The organism is Streptomyces sp. NPDC091416 (assembly GCF_044756845.1).
Lineage (GTDB): Bacteria > Actinomycetota > Actinomycetes > Streptomycetales > Streptomycetaceae > Streptomyces.
Genome location: NZ_JBIVTU010000002.1, coordinates 605,580 through 626,867 on the forward strand (window position 1 = coordinate 605,580; position 21,288 = coordinate 626,867).

General features: G+C 73.5%; 17 protein-coding genes and 1 tRNA gene. 11 read left to right on the forward strand and 7 right to left on the reverse strand.

What is annotated here, in order from left to right:
• Window positions 1–10 precede the first annotated feature (10 nt).
• The gene (locus tag ACIQMX_RS09570; protein WP_402476516.1) at window positions 11–1,747 is read left to right on the forward strand and encodes a 2-isopropylmalate synthase; all 1,737 of its coding nucleotides are present in this window, start codon (window positions 11–13) and stop codon (window positions 1,745–1,747) included.
• 124 nt (window positions 1,748–1,871) lie between these two features.
• On the opposite strand, the gene ACIQMX_RS09575 is transcribed toward ACIQMX_RS09570, so the two are convergent.
• The 3 genes from ACIQMX_RS09575 to ACIQMX_RS09585 form a co-directional block, all read right to left on the reverse strand.
• Window positions 1,872–3,353, reverse strand: coding sequence for a cellulose binding domain-containing protein (locus ACIQMX_RS09575; RefSeq protein WP_402476079.1), 1,482 nt, complete (start codon window positions 3,351–3,353; stop codon window positions 1,872–1,874).
• A 129-nt stretch (window positions 3,354–3,482) separates the two neighbouring features.
• On the reverse strand, window positions 3,483–4,934 hold the full coding sequence (locus ACIQMX_RS09580) for a sensor histidine kinase (RefSeq protein ID WP_402476081.1): 1,452 nt from the start codon (window positions 4,932–4,934) through the stop codon (window positions 3,483–3,485).
• Window positions 4,931–5,641, reverse strand: coding sequence for a response regulator transcription factor (locus tag ACIQMX_RS09585; protein WP_363074981.1), 711 nt, complete (start codon window positions 5,639–5,641; stop codon window positions 4,931–4,933). Before ACIQMX_RS09585 ends, ACIQMX_RS09580 begins: the two co-directional genes overlap by 4 nt.
• 78 nt (window positions 5,642–5,719) lie before the next feature.
• Between ACIQMX_RS09585 and ACIQMX_RS09590 the strand changes: the two genes are divergently transcribed.
• Window positions 5,720–6,274, forward strand: a complete 555-nt coding sequence (locus ACIQMX_RS09590) for a hypothetical protein (protein WP_363074983.1) — start codon at window positions 5,720–5,722, stop codon at window positions 6,272–6,274.
• 42 nt (window positions 6,275–6,316) lie between these two features.
• On the opposite strand, the gene ACIQMX_RS09595 is transcribed toward ACIQMX_RS09590, so the two are convergent.
• Complete coding sequence (locus ACIQMX_RS09595; RefSeq protein WP_363074985.1) at window positions 6,317–7,243, reverse strand: fused MFS/spermidine synthase; 927 nt, start codon at window positions 7,241–7,243, stop codon at window positions 6,317–6,319.
• A gap of 129 nt (window positions 7,244–7,372) precedes the next feature.
• Window positions 7,373–7,867, reverse strand: coding sequence for a hypothetical protein (locus ACIQMX_RS09600; protein WP_402476085.1), 495 nt, complete (start codon window positions 7,865–7,867; stop codon window positions 7,373–7,375).
• Window positions 7,868–8,108: 241 nt separating this feature from the next.
• Between ACIQMX_RS09600 and ACIQMX_RS09605 the strand changes: the two genes are divergently transcribed.
• Window positions 8,109–9,467, forward strand: a complete 1,359-nt coding sequence (locus ACIQMX_RS09605) for a tetratricopeptide repeat protein (protein ID WP_363074989.1) — start codon at window positions 8,109–8,111, stop codon at window positions 9,465–9,467.
• A 691-nt stretch (window positions 9,468–10,158) separates the two neighbouring features.
• On the opposite strand, the gene ACIQMX_RS09610 is transcribed toward ACIQMX_RS09605, so the two are convergent.
• Window positions 10,159–10,755 carry a histidine phosphatase family protein gene (locus tag ACIQMX_RS09610; protein ID WP_363074991.1) on the reverse strand — a complete coding sequence of 199 codons (597 nt, stop codon included), beginning with the start codon at window positions 10,753–10,755 and terminating at the stop codon, window positions 10,159–10,161.
• 328 nt (window positions 10,756–11,083) lie between these two features.
• On the opposite strand from ACIQMX_RS09610, the gene ACIQMX_RS09615 reads away from it, so the two are divergent.
• The 7 genes from ACIQMX_RS09615 to ACIQMX_RS09645 all read left to right on the forward strand — a co-directional run bounded on the left by ACIQMX_RS09615 (window position 11,084) and on the right by ACIQMX_RS09645 (window position 17,689).
• Window positions 11,084–12,055: a phosphatase PAP2 family protein gene (locus ACIQMX_RS09615; protein WP_363074993.1), complete on the forward strand. Its 972-nt coding sequence runs from the start codon at window positions 11,084–11,086 to the stop codon at window positions 12,053–12,055.
• A complete protein-coding gene (locus ACIQMX_RS09620) occupies window positions 12,030–13,196 on the forward strand; it encodes a hypothetical protein (RefSeq protein WP_402476090.1) in 1,167 nt (388 codons plus the stop codon). The genes ACIQMX_RS09615 and ACIQMX_RS09620 overlap by 26 nt, the downstream gene beginning before the upstream one ends.
• Window positions 13,187–14,794 carry a hypothetical protein gene (locus ACIQMX_RS09625; protein ID WP_363074997.1) on the forward strand — a complete coding sequence of 536 codons (1,608 nt, stop codon included), beginning with the start codon at window positions 13,187–13,189 and terminating at the stop codon, window positions 14,792–14,794. The genes ACIQMX_RS09620 and ACIQMX_RS09625 overlap by 10 nt, the downstream gene beginning before the upstream one ends.
• Window positions 14,791–16,125, forward strand: a complete 1,335-nt coding sequence (locus ACIQMX_RS09630) for an AAA domain-containing protein (RefSeq protein ID WP_363074999.1) — start codon at window positions 14,791–14,793, stop codon at window positions 16,123–16,125. The genes ACIQMX_RS09625 and ACIQMX_RS09630 overlap by 4 nt, the downstream gene beginning before the upstream one ends.
• 122 nt (window positions 16,126–16,247) lie before the next feature.
• The gene (locus tag ACIQMX_RS09635; protein WP_363075001.1) at window positions 16,248–16,589 is read left to right on the forward strand and encodes a hypothetical protein; all 342 of its coding nucleotides are present in this window, start codon (window positions 16,248–16,250) and stop codon (window positions 16,587–16,589) included.
• Between the two features lie 316 nt (window positions 16,590–16,905).
• Complete coding sequence (locus ACIQMX_RS09640; RefSeq protein WP_363075003.1) at window positions 16,906–17,625, forward strand: bifunctional DNA primase/polymerase; 720 nt, start codon at window positions 16,906–16,908, stop codon at window positions 17,623–17,625.
• Window positions 17,616–17,689, forward strand: a tRNA-Lys gene (locus ACIQMX_RS09645). Before ACIQMX_RS09640 ends, ACIQMX_RS09645 begins: the two co-directional genes overlap by 10 nt.
• A 59-nt stretch (window positions 17,690–17,748) precedes the next feature.
• Here the strand turns inward: ACIQMX_RS09645 and ACIQMX_RS09650 are convergent.
• Window positions 17,749–18,963 carry a M6 family metalloprotease domain-containing protein gene (locus tag ACIQMX_RS09650; protein WP_363075005.1) on the reverse strand — a complete coding sequence of 405 codons (1,215 nt, stop codon included), beginning with the start codon at window positions 18,961–18,963 and terminating at the stop codon, window positions 17,749–17,751.
• 418 nt (window positions 18,964–19,381) lie between these two features.
• Here ACIQMX_RS09650 and ACIQMX_RS09655 point away from each other — a divergent pair, with 418 nt between their 5' ends.
• A complete protein-coding gene (locus ACIQMX_RS09655) occupies window positions 19,382–21,247 on the forward strand; it encodes a putative bifunctional diguanylate cyclase/phosphodiesterase (protein WP_402476095.1) in 1,866 nt (621 codons plus the stop codon).
• The last annotated feature ends 41 nt before the right edge of the window (window positions 21,248–21,288 follow it).

Below are 21,288 nucleotides of genomic sequence, written 5' to 3' on the forward strand. Positions count from 1 at the left end.
CATGTCGCCGATGTACGGCTTCCCCACGATCTGCACGCCCCGCGGGCCCGTACCCGAGGCCGCGCCCCATTGGAACCCGCAACGCTCCAGCTCGATGCCCTCGCACCGCTACCGGCCGGCGTTCGACCGGGTCGACATCCCGCTGACCGGCCGGAGCTGGCCGCAGGCCCGGATCGACCGCGCCCCCCTCTGGGTCCCCGTCGACCTGCGCGACGGCAACCAGGCCCTGGCCGAACCGATGGACACTCCGCGCAAGCGCCGGATGTTCGATCTGCTCGTCGCGATGGGCTACAAGGAGATCGAGATCGGCTATCCGTCCGCGAGCCGCACCGACTTCGGTTTCGTACGGCACCTGGCGGAGAGCGGAGCCGTGCCCGACGACGTGACCGTGGTCGTCTTCACCCCGGCCAAGGCCGAGCTGATCGAGCGGACCTTCGAGTCGGTCGCGGGGATGGACCGGGTGGTCGTCCACCTCTACATCCCGACCGCGCCCGTCTGGCGCGACGTCGTCCTCGGCCGCAGCCGGGCCGAGGTGCACGGCGTGGTGCTGGACGCAGCGCGGCAGATGGACCGGCTGGCACGGGACAGGCCCGGGGCGGACATCCGGTTCGAGTTCTCGCCGGAGGTCTTCGTCCTGACCGAGCCCGACTACATCCTGGAGATCTGCAACAGCCTCACGGAGCTCTGGGACGCCTCTGAGGACCGGCCGGTCATCCACAACCTGCCGGCCACGGTGGAGATCGCGACACCGAACGTGTACGCGGACCAGATCGAGTACATGCACCGCCATCTGGACCGGCGCGGCTCCGTGATCCTCTCCGTCCACCCGCACAACGACCGCGGTACGGGCGTGGCCTGCGCGGAGCTCGCCGTGCTGGCGGGGGCGCAGCGGGTGGAGGGCTGCCTGTTCGGCAACGGGGAGCGCACGGGCAACGTCGATCTGGTCAACCTGGCCCTCAACCTGCACGCCCAGGGGGTCGACCCGATGATCGACTTCTCGGACATCGACGAGATCCGCCGCACGGTCGAGCACTGCAACCGGCTGCCGGTCCCGCCGCGCCATCCGTACGGCGGCGACCTGGTGTACACCGCGTTCTCGGGCACCCATCAGGACGCGATCAGCAAGGGGTTCACGCACCACGCCGAAAGCGCCTCGCCGCTGTGGTCGGTGCCGTACCTGCCGATCGATCCGGCGGACGTGGGGCGCAGTTACGAGGCCGTCATCCGGGTCAACAGCCAGTCCGGCAAGGGCGGCATCGCCCACCTGCTGCGGAGCAACCACGAGGTGGACCTGCCGGCCCGGATGCGGGCGGACTTCTCCCGTACGGTGCAGGACGCGACGGACGACAGCGGTCTGGAGGCCACGCCGAAGGACCTGTGGGACCTGTTCGACGCGACGTACCTGGCCCCCGGCCGGGACGGTTCGGTCGCCCTGGCCGCCTGGTCGGCGGAGGGCGGGGCGGCCGGTGAGCACCGCTTCGTCTGCACGCTGCGGGTGGACGGGCGCGAGACCGACCACGAGGGCACGGGCGGCGGTGCGGTGTCGGCGTTCACGGACGCGCTGGAGGGGGCCGGGGTCAAGGTCGCGGTCCTCGACTTCGCGGAGCACGGGGGCGCCGGGGGGCTGGTCACGGCGTACGCGGAGGTCCGGGTCGGCGAGCGGGTGCGCTGGGGCGCGGGCCGGGACGCCTCGGGCGTGGCCGCGGCGGTGGCGGCGGTGCTGTCGGCGGTGAACCGGGCGGGGTAGAAGCCCGTCCGGCGAGCGAGGACGCCCGGGCGGGCCGCGCGCGCAATGGGGCGCGCGCCCCGGCCGGGTGGGGGGAATGTGGGGGCCGGCCGGGGCGCGCGGGCGGGGGAAATCGGCTGCTGGGTTACTGCTTGTAGGCGCCGAACGCCTTCGTGAAGGCGAGCGGCTCCTGCGCGATCGAACTGCACGAGGCGTCCGCGGACGGCTTCGGCCCGCCCGCGCACTCCTTGTCCCGCGTGCCCGACCACATCGCGAGCCACGCGAGGCCCTTCTCCTTGGCGAAGGTCACCAGCTGGGCGGCGTCCTCCACCGTGAAGACCTCCGTGGCCACGTCGTTCACGCCGATCATCGGTGTGACGGCGACGGTCTTCCACGCGTCCGCGTCGGAGAGGCCCAGCACGCCCTTGATCTGGGCCTGGGTGGCCGTCGCCGCCTGGGTGGCGTACGTGCCCATGTCGCCGCTGTACGAGGCGCCGTAGTCCATCGCCATGACGTTGACCGCCCCGACGTCCACGCCGTTCTTCTTCGCGTCGGCGATCAGGTCCACGCCGGGCTGGGTCAGTCCCTCGGGCATCACCGGCAGGGTGAAGGAGACGTCCAGGCCCGGGTGGGACTTCTGGAGCTGGGCGATGGCCCGGGAGCGACGGGAGTTGGCTGCCGTGTCGGGCAGCGCCCCGCCCTCGATGTCGAAGTCGACCTTGGTCAGCTCGTACGTGTCGACGACTTTGCCGTACGCGGCCGCCAGGTCGGCGGCCGACGTGCAGTTGAGCGCCAGCTCGGAGCCGGAGGCGCCGCCGAAGGAGACCCGGACGTCCCCGCCGGCCGCGCGCAGGGCTCCGAGCTGGGAGGCGACGTGGTCGTCACCGAGTCCGGTGACCCCGCCCCAGAGCGGGGCGCAGCCGCCGCCGGAGGTGATGAAGGCGAGGGTGAACTGCTTCACGCCCGTCCTGGCGGCGGTGTCGAGCAGGTCGAACGCCGGGTAGAGCGAGGTGTCGACGTACGGGGCGAAGCCCGCGCCGCTCGCCGTGCCGCCGCCGGTGGTCCCGGTCGGCGTCGGCGTGGGTGTCGCGGTCGCGGTGGGGGTGGCCGGGGCCGTGGGGGTGGCCGGGGCGGTCGGGGTGGGGGTCGCGGTCTCTGTGGGGCGGCCGCTGGGTTCCGGGGTCGCGCCGGTGTCGACGGAGCACGCGGTGTCGTCGATGAGGCAGCCGGTGGGGTCGGCGGCCGTGCCGTCGGAGCTGGTGACGAAGCCGATGGTGACGGACTTGCCGGGCGCGAGCTCCTTGTCCCAGCTCGCCGGCTCGACCGTGACGTGGCTGCCGCTGACGGTGTGCTCGCCGTTCCACAGGGAGCTGATCCTCGTGCCCGCCGGCAGGTCGAATTCGAGCGTCCAGCCGGACTTGGCCCGGTCGGTGTCGTTGGTGACGACGTACTGCCCGGTGTATCCGCCGGTCCAGCCGCTGGTCCTCGTGTACGCGGCGCCGACGGCCGATGCCTGGGCCGTGCCGGTGAGGGCGAAGACCGTGCCACCGATCACGGCCGCGGCGACGACCGCGCCGATCGCCTTGGTCCTGGTGCTCGCCTTGCGCCGGTGCGTGCTGGTGCCCATCGCGTGCCTGCCTCGTCGTACGGAAGTGGGGGATGCGGGAGCACGCTAGCCGCACCGAATCCGGCAAACGGCATGATCCGGACGGGGGTTGATGTTCTTAGGGTTGACTTAAGGAGCGCATCGGCCGCGCTAAAGGTTCGGGCCCGCGCCGGAGCGGAACCGGGGCCTTCCGCCACGGCCGGCCACTCCGCGGCGTGGCCGTCCCACCCGGTGGCCGCGCCCGCGCCGCTGCGGCAGCTGCCCGTCGAGCCCGATCCAGATGCGCACCTCGGTGCCGCCGAGCACCGAGCGCCCGATCCGCACGTCGCCGCCGGTGGACTCGGCGACCCGGCGGACGATGTCGAGGCCCAGCCCGGTCGAGCCCACCGATCCCCGCGCTCCGCCGCGCCCGCTGCCGCCGCGTGCCAGTGCGGCCTTCGGGTCCGCTATGCCGCCGCCCGCGTCCGAGACGAGCACGATCACCGCGTCACCGCTGTGGTGGACGTCGACGGCGAAGGCGGTTCCCTCCGCGGTGTGCCGGAAGACGTTGCCGAGCAGCGCGTCGAGTGCGGCGGCCAGTTCGGGCCGGGCCACCGGGATGCGTACCGTACGGTCGACTCCCGCGAGGCGCACCTCGCGGCCCTCGTCCTCCGCGAGCGCGGACCAGAAGTCCATCCGTTCGCGGATCACCTCGGAGGCGTCGCAGCCGGCCCCGGGCCCGCCGCTCTGCCCCTGGGTCTGGGGGCGCTGTTCCCGGGCGGTCCTGATGATCGTGTCGACCTCGCGCTCCAGTTGCTGGACGGCCGCCCTGGTCTGCTCGGCCGCCGGTCCCTCGCCGAGCGAGGCGGCGTTGAGCCGGAGCACGGTGAGCGGGGTGCGCAGGCGGTGCGAGAGGTCGGCGGCCAGTTCGCGTTCGTTGGCGAGGAGCTGGACGACCTGATCGGCCATGGAGTTGAACGCGACGGCGGCGGAACGCAGTTCGGTCGGGCCGTCCTCCGGCACCCGGGTGCCGAGCCGCCCCTCCCCCAGGTCCTGTGCGGCGCCCGCCAGCCGCCGGGCCGGTTCCACCATGCGTACGCCCAGCCGGTCGGCCACCGCGACCGAGCCGACGATCAGCGCGATGCCCACGCCGGCCAGCATCAGCCAGGCCGTGGCGACCCCGTTGGAGACCTCGTCCTCGGGCACGAACACCTCGACGACGGCGATGCCCCCGGACCCGAGCGCGGTCGGCTGGAGCAGCGCGGAGCCGCCCGTCACGTCGGTGATGGAGGCGCGCCCCGACTCCCGTACGGTCTCCAGGTCCTTGCGGGTCGCGCGCCGGCTGCCGATCTCCACCGCCACACCGCCGGCCTCGTCGGACGCCGGGATGTGGACGGCCATCCTGCCCGCGGCCCCGGGTTCGGTGGTGAGCACCGCCCGTTGGAGCTCGGCACGGTCGGTGGTGATGGAGAGGGAGGGGCCGATCGTCGCGGCCTGCCGTTCGGCGTCGGTGAACGCGCGGTCGCGCGCCATCTCCTTGACGACGAGGCCGAGCGGCACGGCGAACGCGACGACGACCATCGCGGTGACGGCCAGGCAGACCTTGACCAGGGCCCATCTCATGCGGGCTGCTCCGGGGGCGCGGCGGGCGGCTGGAGCTTCACGCCGACGCCGCGCAGGGTGTGCAGATAGCGGGGCCTGGCGGCGGTCTCGCCCAGTTTCCGGCGCAGCCAGGAGAGGTGGACGTCGATGGTCTGGTCGTCCCCGTAGGACTGCTGCCAGACCTCCGCGAGGAGTTCCCTGCGCGGGACGACGACGCCCGGCCGGCCGGCCAGGAAGGTCAACAGGTCGAACTCGCGGCGGGTGAGGTCGAGTTCCGTGCCGTCGAGTTCGGCCTGGCGTCGCAGCGGGTCGATGGAGAGCCCGCCGACCTGGATGACGCGCGGCGGCGGGGCCTCGCCGCCGGTCCCCCGCGAGCGGCGCAGTACGGCGGCCATCCGGGCCGCGAGATGCTCCACGGAGAACGGCTTGGTCAGGTAGTCGTCGGCACCGTCGTTGAGCAGCCGGACGATCTCGCTCTCGTCGTCGCGCGCGGTCGCGATGATGACCGGCACGTCGGTGATGCCGCGCAGCATCTTGAGCGCCTCGGCGCCGTCGAGGTCGGGCAGCCCGAGATCGAGGATGACCACGTCGAACCGGAAGTGGGCGACCTCGCGCAGCGCTTCGAGCGCGGTTCCGACGCTCCGCACCGTGTGGGAGGCCTCGGTCAGGTGCCGGATGAGGGCGGAACGTACGAACTGGTCGTCCTCGACCACAAGCACACTTGGCATGGGCGGCACCGTACGCCATGCGGGTCCTGTGCGGGGTTCTCCGTCCTCGGCCGGGGCCGGTGGTGCAGGATGTGCCGGATGCAACGAGGTCTCGTACACGCGCTCGCGTGGTCGCTCGCCACCGGCGCCGCGGTCACGCTGTCGTGGTGGGGTGTGCACACCGTGATGGCCGGTACGGCGTACGACCCGCCGCGCGCGGTGCCGATCGAGGCGGGTGCCGGAGGCGGCCGGGACAGCTCCGAGAACCTGTCGTCCTCCACGCACCGCCCGGAGCCGGCCCCGTCGAGGAGCCCGTCGGCCCCGCCCCGGGCCACGGCCTCCTCGGCCGCCCCCGAGCCGTCCGTGACCGCGTCCCGGTCGCCGTCGCGCACCCCCGCCGGCACTCCGCGGCCGACGGCCACCGCGTCGGGCACGGCGAGGAGTTACCAGACGGACGGCGGGCGGATCGTCTTCGAGCTCGGATCGGACTCGGCGAAACTGGTGTCGGCGACTCCGGAGCAGGGCTGGTCGGTGCAGGTGTGGACGAACACGACGTGGATCCGGGTGAACTTCACCCGGGACGACTCCACGACGGTGTCGGTGTTCTGCACCTGGAACGACCATCCACCGCAGGTCGAGATCGTGAAGTCGTGACGCCGCACCGGTGAACGGCCTCCGTCGTGAGACCCCGCCCGGTCAGTCGAAGGCGGACGGCGGCGGCGCGGGCGAGGGCCGGGCGTCGGCGTCGTGCACGGCGGCCGCGCCGCCGGTGAAGTCGGCGAGCGCACGCCCGTGTTCGACGCGTCCGGGATGCGGATCGGTCGCCACCCTGCGGGTCAGCTCCGCGGCCTTCGGCGCCACGTCCGAGGCGAGCAGCACCGCGTTGCCGAAGCGCCGGCCGCGGAAGACGGTCGGGTCGGCGGCGAGCGCCAGCTCGGGGAAGACGGTCGCGGCGGTGGCGATCTGGCCGCGGAGATGGGCCAGCGGCGGCCCGTCGGCGAGGTTGGCCGCATACGTCCCGCCGGGCTTCAGGACCCGGCGCACCTCGGCGAGGAACTCGGTGCTCGTGAGGTGGGCAGGCGTACGGGCCCCGCTGAAGACGTCGGCGATGACGAGGTCGGCCCAGCCGTCCTGGATCTTCCCGAGCCCGGCGCGGGCGTCGGTGGCGCGGACCCGGATCCTGGCCTGCGGGTCCAGCGGCAGCTCGCGGCGCACCAGCTGGACGAGGGCGGCGTCCACCTCGATGATCTGCTGGGTGGAGCGGGGGCGGGTCTCGGCGACGTAGCGCGCGAGGGTGAAGGCACCGCCGCCGAGGTGCACGACGTGCAGCGGCTGCCCGGGCGGGGCGGCCAGGTCGATGATGTGGCCGATGCGGCGCTGGTACTCGAAGGAGAGGTACGTCGGGTCGTCCAGGTCCACATGGGACTGCGGGGCGCCGTCGATCGTCAGGGTCCAGGCACGCCGGCGTTCCCGGTCGGGGACGAGCTCGGCGAGGCCGCCGTCCACGGGTTCGGTGACGTTGCCCTCGGGGCGCTCGGAGCCGCGCGCCGCCTTGCGGTCGGTCCTGCGGTCCGCGCGCTGCTTGCGGTCGCCCGCGCCGCCGGCCGCTCCTCGACGTGCCACTGCCCCTCGTCCCTGCTCACTGCTCATCACGTCCGGGGCCGGTCGGGACCGGCCGTGACGGGCCGGTCGAAACGCCCGCCGTCCGGCCATTATGAGCTCAGGGGCGGCCGGGGCGCGTCGGACCGCCTCTCAGCGGCAGTTGTCGGCGGCTTCGATCAGCCGGGCCGCCTGATCGAGCGCCGCGCGCAGCACGGCCGGGTCGGTGACCGGCGTGTGGTCGGCGGGCGGCAGCAGCCAGCCGCTGCCCGGGGCCGGCGGCTCGGCGGGGATACGCAGCCCGCGGCCGTCGGTCTGCGTACAGGCGCTGCCCGGTACGTCCCAGGCCTGCGCGGTACCGGGCGGCACCAGGAAGCCGAGCGTGGCGCACGCCCCGTCGTGGATCACCGGCCCGACCGCCTCCTGGTCGGCGCCGCGCCGCAGGATGTCGACGGCCTCCAGACCCTGGCGGGCGGGGACCGTCACGAGATCGCAGGGTTCGGGGGCCGGGGGCGTGCGGGGGACGCCGGGCTCCTCGGCAGGTGCCGTCGTGCCGGTCGTCGCCGTGGTACCGGTCGTCGCCGTGGTGGCCGTCGTCGCGCTCGTCGCGGTCGTTCGCGAGCCGGTCGCCGTACCGAGGTGCAACAAGGGACCTCTCCTCTCATCGCCGGGCGGAGCCGGACTCCGTCTCCTCATGGACCAACGCGCCGACGGCGTCAAGGGCTACGGTGCAGCACCGCGCCAAAGGGTGGCAGTTCATGGCGGATCGTGGGCGAGATGTCCGGTTTGTTGGCAAACGCAGCGTGTGCGTCTCATCACAGCAGGTACGTTCTTGCTCCGCCGGGACACCGGAAACAGGCGCCCGGCTTGCACCAGAGAGGGCCCCGCCATGGTGTCGACACGGGCAGTTCCCAACATCGCCTTCCGGCGGCTGCGCGGACAGCGCTCCGCCGGGGAGTTCGCTGCCGCGGTACGCAGGTCCGCTCGCGAGATCGGTGAGCAGGTCGCGTGCGACGCCCGGTACATCGGACGCGTGGAGTCCGGCGAGATCCGCTGTCCCAACTACGCGTACGAGCGGGTCTTCCTGCACATGTTCCCCGGGGCGGACCTGGCGGACCTGGGCTTCTCACCGCGCGAATCGGTACGCGGCAGGGGGGCCCGGACCGCCTCCGCCGCCCCACGCCCCCCGACTTCCCCGCTGCTCGTGCTCGGCAGCGACACCGATGAGGAGAGCGACGTGCTGCGTCGCGCATTGATGACGAGCGGCACCACCGCGGTGGCGGCCGCCTCCCTGGGCCTGGGTCTCGGCGGCGCGGCCGCCGCCGTGCCCGTACAGCGCCGGGTCGGCGAGGCGGAGGTGGGTGCCGTCGAGAAGGCGGTGCGGCAGATCCGCCTGCTCGACGACCGGCACGGCGGTGACGGCCTCTACCGACGGGCCTCCCAGCCCCTGCGGGCGGCGTACGCGCTGCTCGACTCCGGTACCGCGACCCGCCGCTCCACCGCGGACCGGCTGCACGCGGGCGCCGGTGAGCTGGCCATCTCGGTGGGCTGGCTGGCCCATGACTCGGGCCGGTTCGACGACGCCCGCTCGCACTACGCGGAGGCGCTGGCCACCGCACGGCTGGCCGGGGACCCGGCGCTGGAGGCGCACGCGTTCTGCAACGCGTCGTTCCTGGCGCGCGATACGGGCCGGCCGCGCGAGTCCGTCCGGGCGGCGGAGGCGGGGCAGCGGGCCGCACGGTCGCTCGGCTCGCCGCGACTGCTGGCGCTGCTCGCGCTGCGGGAGGCGGGTGGCCGGGCCGGGCTCGGGGACCGGACCGGCTGCGAACGGGCGCTGGGCCGGGCGCACACCGCGTTCGGGAAGGGGCCGTCGGCGGCGGACCCGGAGTGGATGACCTTCTTCCGCGAGGCGGAGCTGGAGATGCTGGAGGCGCAGTGCTGGTCGGCGCTGGGCGACTGGTCGAGGGCGGCCCGCCATGCCCGGCGGGCGACGCGGCTGCAGGACCCGCACTTCACCCGGAACCTGGCGCTGTACCGCGCCGAGCTGACCACGGATCTGGCGCGGGCGGGCCTCACGGAGGAGGCGGCTGCGACGGGTCACCGGGTGCTGGACCTGCTGGACCAGGTCCAGTCGTCCCGGATCCGGTCGATGCTGGCGGACGCGGTGACGGTCCTGCGCCCCCGGGGCCGGGGCTCGGTGGACGTCAAGGACTTCCTGGACCGCCATGCGATGGCCGCGGGCATGTAGGACGACACACTTCCGGCCCGCCCGCCCCGGGACGGCGCCCACTTCAGCCCGTCCGGCCGCCGGACCACGCAACCCCGCGCCCACTTCAAGCCCGTCCGGCGCTTGAGGACGGAACCGCCGCCCCCTGGTCAGCCGCCCGGCCAGGGGGACGGCGCCCCACACACGCCCGCCCGGCCGCCGGACCACGCAACCCCGCACCCACCTCAAGCCCGTCCGGCGTTTGAGGACGGAACCCTCGCCCCCCCTCGTCGGCCGCCCGGCCAGGGGGACGGCGCCCCACACAAGCCCGCCCGCCCGCCGGACCACGCAACCCCGCGCCCACTTCAAGCCCGTCCGGCGCTTGAGGACGGAACCCTCGCCTCGGTCCCGGGCGCGGGTCGTTGCCCTCAAGCGCCGGGCGGGCTGCATTTCGCACCCCGATCCCGGGCTGAGGGTTCCGCCCTCAAACGCCGGGCGGGCTGGGATTCCCGGCCAGACAGGTCCACCGACAAACGCCGGGCGGGCTGGGATTCCCGGCCAGACGGGCCCATCGACAAACGCCGGGCCGGCTGGGACTCCCGGGCAGACCGGGAACCCCGACAGACGGGTCCACCGACAAACGCCGGGCCGGCTCGGTTTCCCGGGCAGACCGGGAGCCCCAGCCGGACGGGTCCGCCAACAAGCCCCGGACGCACCAGCGCGCGCCCCCGCGCTACCGCTCCAGGTGGCCCGTGTCGTTCCACCGTTCCAGCGCCGGCGCCCCGTACGCCCAGCCCAGGACCGACAGCGACGTCGGGTCCAGCCGGATGCGTGCCGCGAACGACGCGTCCTCGCCCAGCCACCGCGACCCCAGCACCCGCAGGATGTGGCCGTGGCCGAAGACCAGGACGTCCCGGTCGGCCGACCGCGCCCACTCGACGACCTCGTCGGCCCGGGCCGACACCTCGGCCAGGGTCTCGCCCTCCGGGACCCCGTCGCGCCAGATGAACCAGTCCGGGCGGATCGCCTTGATCTCGTCCGGCGTCATCCCCTCGTACGCCCCGTAGTCCCACTCCATCAGCGCGTCCCACGGCTCCGCCCGCTCGCCGAACCCCGCGATCGCGCACGTCTCGGACGCCCGCACGAGCGGGCTGGTGCGGATCTCCAGGCCGGGCAGGTCCGCCCACGGCCCGCGGTGGAGCCGCTCGCCGAGCAGCTTGGCCCCCTCGCGCCCGGAGTCGAGCAGCGGAATGTCCGTCCTGCCGGTGTGATTGCCCTTGACGGACCATTCCGTCCGGCCGTGCCGGGCCAGCAGGATGCGCGGTGCCATGTGCGGCTCTCCCTGTAAAACTGAGACCTTCAGATACGGGATCTGAGATCTTGGATCTTGGACATCGACGGGGGACGAATCCGTCCAGGTGGGAACGGATGGGGCGGGTGCGACGGGCGGAGCGGGGAAACGGATCGTCCGGATTTCCATCATCGCGTACCTTCGCGTGAGGCAACCTGTGGGGCCGCACCGGCGTCCCACTGACCACAGACGAATCCGAGCAGCTGAGGGGCGCCGAAAGAGCACCCCGGGCGAACCGCGGCCGCATGGCACCGTACGGTTGAACGCCCGCCGTCGGCCGCATGAACACGTGATGGAGAAATTCCGGATGCCGCATGCCACCACCGCGCCCGTGCCGCGCCACCGGCCCCGCTGGTGGACCGAGCTCCCGCTCCTGGCCCTGGTGTACGGGGCGTACTCGGGCGGCAGACTCCTGGTCCGCGGCGACGTGTCCACCGCCGTCGATCACGGGCTGCGCATCCTGGATCTCGAGAAGGCGCTCTTCCTGAACGCCGAGCACCCGCTCAACCGGCTGTTCACCGCGCACGCCTCGATAGGCATACCCGCGGACTTCGCCTACGCCTCCCTGCACTACCTGGTCACCCCGGCCGTCCTGATCTGGATGTTCCGCCGCCACTCGGCCGCCTACCGCCGGGCCAGGACCTGGCTGATGACCTCCACGATGCTCGGCCTCATCGGCTTCACGCTGATGCCGACCTGCCCGCCGCGGCTGCTGGCCGCCGGACACGGTTTCGTCGACACGATGGCCCAGTACAGCTCGTACGGCTGGTGGGGCACCGAAGCGAGCGCACCGCGCGGCATGGGCGGTATGACCAACCAGTACGCGGCCATGCCGAGCCTGCACGTCGGCTGGGCCCTGTGGTGCGGCATCCTCCTGTGGCGCCACGGCAGGCACCCGCTCCTGCGGGCCGCCGGTGTCGCCTACCCGCTGATCACCGTCATCGTGGTGATGGGCACGGCCAACCACTACTTCCTGGACGCTGTCGCGGGGGCCGCCGTGATGGGCGCCGGGGCGCTGCTGGCCAGGCCCGTGACGCGCCTCGCCGACCGGGTCAAGGACGCGGTCCAGGCCCGTTTCGCACAGGTGTCCCCGGCCGTGAAGTCCCCGGATGTCAGTGCCGGATGCAAGACTTCCGCGGGTGAGCGAATCCCCGGCCAGCGGACCTCCTCCGCAGATCCCACCGACGCAGCAGCACCGGCCGGCCCACCTGCCCCGGCCGATGTCCCGGCCTCCGCGGGAAGAGCCGCAGGCGGTGACGCTGCGACGGCGGCTCGCTGAGCTGAGGGGCCCGGCCGTCGCGCCCCGTCCGCTGGACGCCCGCGCGCTGGCCGCCCTGGCCGCCAACCCCGGCTGCAAGCGGCGCGCACTGCTCGACGGCGCAGGGGTCGACAAGGGCGCGCTCGCCACCGCGCTCGGTTCACCGGCCGCTTTCGGCCAGTCCCAGTTCGCCTTCATGCGGGGCAACGCCTTCGAGGCCCGCGTCAAGGCCGACGGGGGTACGGAGCTGATGCGCCTGCTGCACCAGGGATTCGGTGAACCCGGCGAACCGCCCGTGGACGTCTCCGTACCCGACCTGACGGCCGCCGGCCCCGAGGGCCGGGCCGCCCGCACCGCGCTCGCGCTGCGCGAGGCGACCGGGTCGGGCGGCTGGGCGCTGCTCGACCATCCGATGCTGGCTCTGGAGGTGGCGGGCTCACCCGCCTACCTGGAGCCGGACGCGGTGGTGGTCCACCCCGACGGCACCTGGACGGTCGTCGAGATCAAGTCCTTCCCCATGATCGACGGCTCCGCCGACGCGGCGAAGGTGGGCGCCGCGGCCCGCCAGTCCGCCGTGTACGTCCTGGCGCTGGAGCGGGTCGCGGCGGCGACGGACGGCGCGGAGGTCGGCCACCGGGTACTGCTGGTCTGCCCCAAGGACTTCTCCAACCTGCCGACCGCGTCCGTCGTCGACGTACGCAAGCAGCGTGCGGTCACCCGGCGCCAGCTGACCCGGCTCACGCGCATCGAGGACATCGCCGCCGCCCTGCCCGAGGGCACCACCTTCGACCCGGAGTGCTCCCGCGAGGAGCTGGACACCGCGGTCGAGTCCGTCACGGCGGCGTACGCGCCGGAGTGCCTGGCCGCCTGCGAGCTCGCGTTCCACTGCCGGGCCAAGGCCCGCGCCGCCGGTGCGGTCGAGGCGCTCGGGCGGAGCGTGCGGGGCGAGCTCGGCGGGCTGACCACGGTCACCGCGGTGCTCGCGGCGGCCGCGGGCAAGGAGGGTGATCCGGCGGACCCGACGGTCGCCGCGCTGCTCCGCGCGGCTGCGCTGCGCGCCGAGGCTCTGGGTCCTGTACGGAGTTCCGGCGCGGGAGAAGGAGTCGCCGTGACACTGCGGGGGAACGCCGTACAGGGCCTGGGGGGCACGGCATGTCGCTGATCGGCACCCTGGCCCGGCTGGAGGCCGTGGAGAGCGGCCGCGCGCAGCCGATGGCCACCGTCCGCCACCGCCGGCTCGGCGACCGGCCCCTCGTGCTCGTGCCGCTCACCACCGCGGGCGAGGCGGGCGCCCCGCTCGGCGCGCTCGTCGGCACGGACCGGGACGCGCCCCGGCTGCTGGCGGTGGCCCAGCCGCGCGACCGGGACCTGCGGTTCGCGTTCCTCGCCGAGCTGGCCGAGGCGGTCCTGCCGTACATCGAGTCGTACGCCGATGTGATCGAGCCCGCCGAGCGCAGCGAGACCGACCCCGGCACGGGCAAGAAGGTCAAGGTCGAGACCGAGCTGTGCACGGACGCGGCGCAGCTGGTCGTGCCGAGCCGGGCGGGGATCGAGTTCGTCCGGCTGCTGGGCCGCTCGATGCGGTTCCGGCGCACCGCCGAGGATGATCCGGACACCCCGTATCCGGCGCCCGCCCGGGTTCCGCTGCTGGGCCGCTGGCTGACGCACTACGGCGAGCGGGCGCGGGTGCCGGGCTCGTCGCTGCTGCTGGCCGGCACCGATCTGCTGAACCGGCACTGGGCGACCGGCCAGTCCTCCCTGGAGGACCAGCACCTGGGCGCCCTGCTCGCCTGGATCGACCCGCCGGCGGGCGAGTCCGGGGCCGAGGCCGCGCTCCGTGCCGAGCTGGCCAGGGACGCCGGGGGCCAGCTGCTGTGCCCGCCGGCCGGACCGGCCACCGACCCGGACTTCGACAACCGGCTGCTGGCCCCCGCGATCGAGAAGTACGACCGGGCGCGCACCTCGCTGGCCGCGGCCGAGGACGGGCCGGCGGCCGATGCCGGGCTCGCCGGGCTGACGGCGGCCGAGCGGGAGATCCGGAAGGTGCTGGCCGGTGTGCTGCTGCCGACCTGGGACGCGGTGTGGCGGGGCCTGGACCTGCTGCGGGAGCTGCCCGAGGGATCCAGGGTGGAGGACCGCTGGACCCGTGACCGCTGGTCGTTCACCGGCCACCGCGACCGGGTGCGGGCCGGTGAGCCCCCGCAGCCGCGGCGGGACGACGCGGTGACGGCGGCCCGCAAGCTGGCCGCGCGCGAGACGGCGCAGGCGCAGCTGGAGGCCCAGGAGGCGCTGGACGATCCGCTGGTGCTGGCGGGGCGGCGGCTGGCGGGCGAGGCGTTCCTCGGCGAGGTGACCGCGGTGGAAATGGCGTACAGCGAGTCCAAGCGCCCCTCCCCGCGCCCGCTGGTCACGGTCCGCACGGCCGAACAGCCGCATCTGGGCGAGCGCGTGAAGGTCTACCGCTCGCTGGACGGCAAGCCGCAGACCGCCGAGTTCGCGGGCTACGGCCCGGCCGGGGACGGCCCGGCTCCCGCGCTGGTGCTGCGGATCACGGACCGGATGGGCCGCGGCAAGGAGCCCGCCCCGGGCTCGGTGCCGGAGCCCGGTGACGTCATCGCCTGGACGCTCTTCGAGCACGACCAGCGCGGCGGCCCCCAGCTTCCGGACGCGGAGGAGACCCCGTGGACCCACGGCGGCCCGCCGGGCGGCACGGCGGCTGCCGAGCGCCCCGACCCCGTGACCACGGAGGACCTGCTGTGACGGCCGTATTCGACCCGGGCGCGGCAGCGGGCCTGGCAACCGCCCGGATCCTGGACGACACGCTGAACGGCTCGGCCCGCGGCATCGTGGTCGACTCCCCGCCGGGTGCGGGGAAGTCGACCCTGGTGGTGCGTGCCGCGCTGGAGCTCGCCGCGGCCGGACGCCCGCTGATGGTGGTCGCGCAGACGAACGCCCAGGTCGACGACCTGGTGGTCCGGCTCGCCGAGAAGGACCCCGGCCTGCCGGTCGGCCGGCTGCACAGCAACGACTCCGATCCGTACGACAAGGTGCTGGACGGCCTGGCGAACGTACGGAAGTCGGCGAAGGCCGCGGACCTGGCCGGCCTCGACGTCGTCATCTCGACGGCGGCGAAGTGGGCCCATGTGAAGAACGTCGAGCCGTGGGGCCACGCCATCGTCGACGAGGCGTACCAGATGCGCTCGGACGCGCTGCTGGCCGTGGCGGGGCTCTTCGAGCGGGCGCTGTTCGTCGGCGATCCGGGCCAGCTGGACCCGTTCTCGATCGTCGGCGCGGACCAGTGGGCCGGGCTGAGTTATGACCCGTCGGCCAGCGCGGTCACCACGCTGCTCGCGCACAACCCGGAGCTGCCGCAGCACCGGCTGCCGGTCTCCTGGCGGCTGCCGGCCTCGGCGGCGCCGCTGGTGTCGGACGCGTTCTACCCGTACACACCGTTCCGCAGCGGTACGGACCACGGCGACCGGCTGCTGTCGTTCGGCGTCGCGTCCGACGGATCGGCGGCGGACCGGGTGCTGGACGAGGCGGCGGAGTCGGGGTGGGGGCTGCTGGAGCTCCCTGCCCGGCACACCCCGCGCACCGACCCGGAGGCCGTACGGGCGGTGGCCCTCGTGGTGCGCCGGCTGCTGGACCGGGGCGGCGCGGCGACCAGCGAGCGCTCCCCGGACCCGGCGCCCGTGACGGCGGACCGGGTCGCGGTCGGTACGGCCCATCGCGACCAGGCGGCAGCGGTACGGGCGGCGCTCGCCGAGCTCGGGGTCACCGGGGTGGCGGTGGACACGGCGAACCGGCTCCAGGGCCGTGAGTTCGACGTCACGGTGGTGCTGCACCCGCTGTCGGGCCGCCCGGACGCCACCGCGTTCCATCTGGAGACGGGCCGGCTGTGCGTGCTGGCCTCCCGCCACCGCCACGCCTGCGTCGTGGTGTGCCGTGAGGGCGTCTCGGACCTGCTGGACGAGCACCCGTCGACGGAGCCGGTCCAGCTGGGCGTGACCGTGAAGTTCCCGGACGGCTGGGAGGCCAACCACGCCGTCCTGGCCCATCTCGCGGAACACCGGGTGCGCTGGGGGCGTTGAGGGCGGGGGCGCTTGGGGGCACGGCGGTCGCGGGAGGACCGGCGCGCACCCCTGAAAGCGCCCTTGCGGCGGGCTGGACAATAGAGGGTGGCCGTCGGGCCGACCGGAGGAGGAAGAACCACATGGCACAACCCGAGCGGAACGAGCAGCAGCGGCTGCGCCCCGCACCCCTGCTCTTCGAGCCGTCGGCGGCGGTCGCCGACCCCGAGCACTTCTTCGACCTGGAGTCGATGGAGGATCCGAAGGAGCTGCTGAGCCGCGCCACCGAGCTGACGCTGGCCTTCCGTGCCGCGACGGACCGGGCGGTCGAGTTCCAGGCGATCGCGGCGGCGCAGCTGGCGGATCCCCGCCGGTTCGACCGGCTGACGACCGCGGACATCGCGCAGCGGGCGGAGTGGACCGAGGACTATGCGGTGAAGATGGTCGAGTTCGGCCGCAGCCTGCTGAACGAGCCGAGGCCCTGACGCCCGGACGGGCCGGGGGGCGTGAGAGCCGTAGCGGGCCGGGGGCGTGAGAGCCGGACGGGCCGGGGCGCGAGAGCCGGACAGGCTCGGGCGCGAGACCTGAGCGGGCTCGGGCAGGAGACCTGAGCGGGCCGGGTCCCGGCCCTCGGGCGGACGGATCCTGACGGCGCCGCGGCCGCGCGGCAGGCTCCATGATCACTCCGGGTAGAACCATTGGCATATGCCAGGTGCGCAAGATACTCCTCACCACCCCACCCTGTCCCGATTTCCGGCAACTCTCGGAATCCGGGTGATCACTCCGGGTAGACCTGGGTGTATGACCGCATGGCTGCCAGACGAAACGACCCTGCATCACGGAACCGGGCCCCGCCACCACACCGGCGAGGAGGCCGACATCTTCGCCGTGCTGCGCGAGCAGGCCGGGAACCAGACCGCCCAGGTGACCGCGGCCGGCGCCGCCTGGCTGGCCGGGGCGGCGGCCTATCCGCGCAGCACCCTGGCCCAGTGGGAGTCGCACCCCTCCGCGCCCGGGGTCCTGCCGTGCGGTTCCGCCTTCGACGTGGTGAACGTACCCACGCTCTTCGGGCGGCGCATGCTGGAGCACTTGTGGGCCGACGGCCCGGGCTCCGGCCCGGTCGCCACGCACCGCGGCCGGATGCTGCTGTTCGCCTCCCCCGGCACGGCCCAGCGACTGCCCTCGCTGCTGGACTGGGAGGAGTGGGGAGCCGGTCCGGGAACGCGGTCCGTCGCGGACCCGGCGGAGCCGCAGGACGGTGGCCCGAGGGTGCCCCCGCTGCTCTGTCACGGCGCCGGCGACGCGGTGACGGTCCCGCCGCTGACCTGCGGCCCGTCCGCTGCCGGGCCTCGCTGGGTGGTCGCTCCCGACACCCGCAACCCATGGCTCCCGGGGCCGGACGTCCTTCTCTGGGCCTGTGTGCGGGTGGCACGGTCGGCACCGTCTCCGGCGCCTCGGATTTCGATTTTTCCTCCCACGGATCAGGGTGCTAATGTCTACGACGTCAGCAGGCGCCGCTAGCTCAGTTGGTTAGAGCAGCTGACTCTTAATCAGCGGGTCCGGGGTTCGAGTCCCTGGCGGCGCACCGACGGAAGAAGCCCCCTCGCGAGAGCGAGGGGGCTTCTTCGTTGTCATCGACCACGCTCACGTCCCCGTGGTGATCCGGACCGTCCACGCGCCCGAAGGCGTCCGGTCGGCGACCTCGACCGTGGTGTGGCCGCCGGGGACGGAGTAGGTCTCGCCGACCCTCAGCGGGGCGTCCGCGAGCGGCGGATAGACGGAGCGGTCCCAGCAGGCGTCGGTGTCGGGGTGGGTGTCGATGACGTCGACCGGGCCGTCGCCCGAGGGCGTCCCGTTGCGGATCCGGTAGAGCAGGACGCCCTCGGTGCAGGTGGCGCTGTCGTTGCCGGTCGCGCTGCGGGCCTCGATGGCCACGGCACTGCCCTCGCCGGTCCTGATCACGGCCAGCCGGGTCCCGATGGACGCGCCGGGCACGGGTACGGCCGCCATCGGCTCCAGGGTGACGACCCGGCTGCTCTGGATGCAGGTCACCTGCCGGTCGTCGAGCCAGCCCAGCTTCCACTTGTGCCAGCCGAAGAGGTCCGGCGCGAGACCGAACTGGCTGCCCATGACGTCCCAGTCGCCGACGTACGTGTCCCAGTCGCCCTTGCCGTCCGAGGGCCGGTGGTAGAGGTCGGCCAGGTCGAAGACGTGTCCGGTCTCGTGAGCGAGGACGTTGTGGTCGGGCGGATGCTGTTCGAAGACGGTGACGACGCGCCTGATGTCCGTGCCGTCGGCATGCAGCGGGCGGTCGAAGTTGACGACCTTGGTGGCATCGGAGTCGACACCCGGGGCGTCGGGGTCGGCGACGAGGTAGACGATGTCGTACTTCGAGAAGTCGACGGTGGGGTCGGCCGCGTCGATCGCGTCGCGCAGATACGCACTGCGCCGGTCGTTGTCCCAGTCGCGCTGTATCCCGTACCAGACCGACGGCTTGGGCATCCGGATCCACTGGCGCTGGGGGTGCGGGCGCAGGGTGAACTTTCCGTACGAGGCGCGCTGGAAGAACCGGGTCGTGGCGGGGAAGTGGTCGGCGGCGAGTTCGGCGGGGGTGGTGGCGGGCCGGGCGTCGGGGAACGAGAGGAAGACCATGACCGCGTCGAGGGTGTGGTCGGGGCGCGGATAGGCACCGTTCCAGCCGTCCACGCCCAGCGAGTGGTGGACGTCCGTCCGGGGCAGCGCGCAGGGGGCCGCCTCTCCGGACGCGGCCACGGCGGGGCCCGCGACAAGAGAGGTGGCGGCGAGCGCGAGGAGGGAGATCAGTCCGGCCGCCACCGCGCGCGGGCTGGGTCTCTCCACCCCTCCGGGCCCTTGCTGACGCGGCACATCCACCTCCGGTGCGGGGAGCGGGCTCCAGGACCCTCCTGACCACCTTGTGGCGTTCCACGAAGTACGTCCTGTTGGGCTGCACCAGTCGGGTCAGCGACCGAATCGCGCACATGTTTCACGGACAGTCACAATCGATCACCGAACCATCGGGACGGACCAGAACCGCGCAGAAACAATCAGTCGAGGGCAAACCGGGTCGCCCCGCGAATGGCTCAAGCACGGCGGACGCGGGGTCCACAACGGTCGGGGCGCTGGAACGGCCGAGGCGCCAGCCTCTATGCTTCACCTCGCTATCCTGCGCGGTTCCCGCCTCTGACGACGGCGCTCCACGCGGCGGGCCAGTCCGACCGGATGCGTCCGGGACAGAACTGCACGGCGGGAGCGAACGGTGAGAGGAACCTCCGAAGGGCCCAGGCCCACGGCAGGCACAGCAGCCTCGTCCCCACCGCCGACCCTCACGGAGCGTGACGAGGTGTGGCCGTCCGGCGGGCCGCCGTCCGCGCTGCACGACTACCGGGCCGCGTTCAGCGTCGCCGCCCTCCCGATGGCCGTCGTCGACCACGAGGGCCTGATCGTCACCGCCAACGAGGCCCTGGCCGCGCTGACCGGTGTAGGAGCGGCGGCGCTGACCGCCCAGTCCGCATCCGATCTGGTCGATCTCGCCGCGGACGGCCGTACCTGGCACGCGTACCGCGAGGTGCTGCACGGCCGGCGCTCCCGCTTCCGCTGCACCCGCAGGCTCAAGCACCCCGACGGGCGCTCGCTGTGGGCCGAGATCACCGTCGTACCGATGACCGCGGCCCCCGAACAGGACACCGGAGCCGCGCCCCGCCAGGTCCTGCTCTCCATCGCCGACGTCAGCGACCGGCGCGAGCTCCGGAAGCGGCTGCGCCACCTCCAGATGCACGACCCGGTGACCCGGCTGCCCAACCGGACGCTGTTCTTCGAGCGGCTCTCGGCGGTTCTGGAGACGGCGCCGTACCAGGACGACAGCAGACCCGGGCGGGGCCGGGTCGGACTCGTCTACCTCGACCTGGACGGCTTCAAGGCCGTCAACGACACCCTGGGCCACCGGGTCGGCGACCGGCTGCTGGCCGCCGTCGCCGGCCGGCTCACGGACTGCGCCGAGCAGGAGGGCCCGCATCCCACGGGCGCCCATCTGGTGGCGCGCATGGGCGGGGACGAGTTCGCGATCCTGGTCGAGGAGTCCACCGGTACGCAGCAGCTGACCGACCTCGCCCGCACGGTGCTCGCCGCGCTGCAACAGCCGTTCGACCTGGTCGGCCAGCGGCTCTCGGTGTCGGCCTCGATCGGCGTGGTGGAGCGGCCCGTCGCGGGCACTTCGGCCACGGGTCTGATGCAGGCGGCGGACACGACGCTGTACTGGGCGAAGGCGGACGGCAAGGCCCGCTGGACCCTCTTCGACCCCGAACGCAACGCCCACCGGATGACCCGGCAGGCCCTGTCGTCCAACCTCCGCCCGGCGGTCGAGCGCGGCGAGTTCACCATCGAGTACCAGCCGCTGGTCTGCATGGCCGACGGGGTCGTACGGGGGGTGGAGGCGCTGGTGCGCTGGAACCACCCGCAGTTCGGCATGCTCTCGCCGAATCGGTTCGTCGCGATCGCCGAGGAGGACGGCTCGATCGTGCAGCTCGGCCGCTGGGTACTGCGGGCGGCCTGCCGGCAGGCCAGACGGTGGCAGCTGGACCACCCGGACGAGCCGCCGCTGTTCATCAGCGTCAATGTCGCCGTACGGCAGGTCTGGGACTCCGACCTGGTCACGGATGTCGCGGAGATCCTCGCGGAGACCGGCCTGGACCCGGCGCTGCTGCAACTGGAGCTGACGGAGTCCGCGGTGATGGGGTCGGCGGGCCGGCCGCTCCAGGCCCTTCAGGCGCTCAGCGACATGGGCGTCCGGATCGCCATCGACGACTTCGGGACCGGCTACTCCAACCTCGCCTACCTGAGCCGCCTGCCGGTCTCCGTCCTGAAGCTGGACGGCGCCTTCGTACACGGTTTCCGGTACGAGGACGGTACGCATCCCAGCCCCGCCGACGAGACGATCGTCGAGGCCATGGTCCAGCTGGCCCACCGCCTGGGCCTGACCGTCACCGCGGAGTGCGTGGAGACGGCCGGCCAGGCGGAGCGGCTGCGCCGGATCGGCTGCGACACCGGACAGGGCTGGCTCTACTCCCGGGCGGTCGCCCCGGAACGCATCGCGGAACTGCTCGGCGCCCGGGCCCTGAAGGCCTGAGCCGCCCGCCCCTGCGGGCGCCGGAAGCCGGAGCGGTGCCC

Excerpts from the sequence above, each read along its gene's own strand:
- ACIQMX_RS09605 (WP_363074989.1), top strand. The coding sequence starts at position 8,109 with ATGGTGTCGACACGGGCAGTTCCCAACATCGCCTTCCGGCGGCTGCGC.
- ACIQMX_RS09585 (WP_363074981.1), bottom strand. The coding sequence starts at position 5,641 with ATGCCAAGTGTGCTTGTGGTCGAGGACGACCAGTTCGTACGTTCCGCC.
- ACIQMX_RS09635 (WP_363075001.1), top strand. The coding sequence starts at position 16,248 with ATGGCACAACCCGAGCGGAACGAGCAGCAGCGGCTGCGCCCCGCACCC.
- ACIQMX_RS09575 (WP_402476079.1), bottom strand. The coding sequence starts at position 3,353 with ATGGGCACCAGCACGCACCGGCGCAAGGCGAGCACCAGGACCAAGGCG.
- ACIQMX_RS09615 (WP_363074993.1), top strand. The coding sequence starts at position 11,084 with ATGCCGCATGCCACCACCGCGCCCGTGCCGCGCCACCGGCCCCGCTGG.
- ACIQMX_RS09570 (WP_402476516.1), top strand. The coding sequence starts at position 11 with ATGTACGGCTTCCCCACGATCTGCACGCCCCGCGGGCCCGTACCCGAG.
- ACIQMX_RS09610 (WP_363074991.1), bottom strand. The coding sequence starts at position 10,755 with ATGGCACCGCGCATCCTGCTGGCCCGGCACGGCCGGACGGAATGGTCC.
- ACIQMX_RS09625 (WP_363074997.1), top strand. The coding sequence starts at position 13,187 with ATGTCGCTGATCGGCACCCTGGCCCGGCTGGAGGCCGTGGAGAGCGGC.
- ACIQMX_RS09640 (WP_363075003.1), top strand. The coding sequence starts at position 16,906 with ATGACCGCATGGCTGCCAGACGAAACGACCCTGCATCACGGAACCGGG.
- ACIQMX_RS09590 (WP_363074983.1), top strand. The coding sequence starts at position 5,720 with ATGCAACGAGGTCTCGTACACGCGCTCGCGTGGTCGCTCGCCACCGGC.
- ACIQMX_RS09580 (WP_402476081.1), bottom strand. The coding sequence starts at position 4,934 with ATGAGATGGGCCCTGGTCAAGGTCTGCCTGGCCGTCACCGCGATGGTC.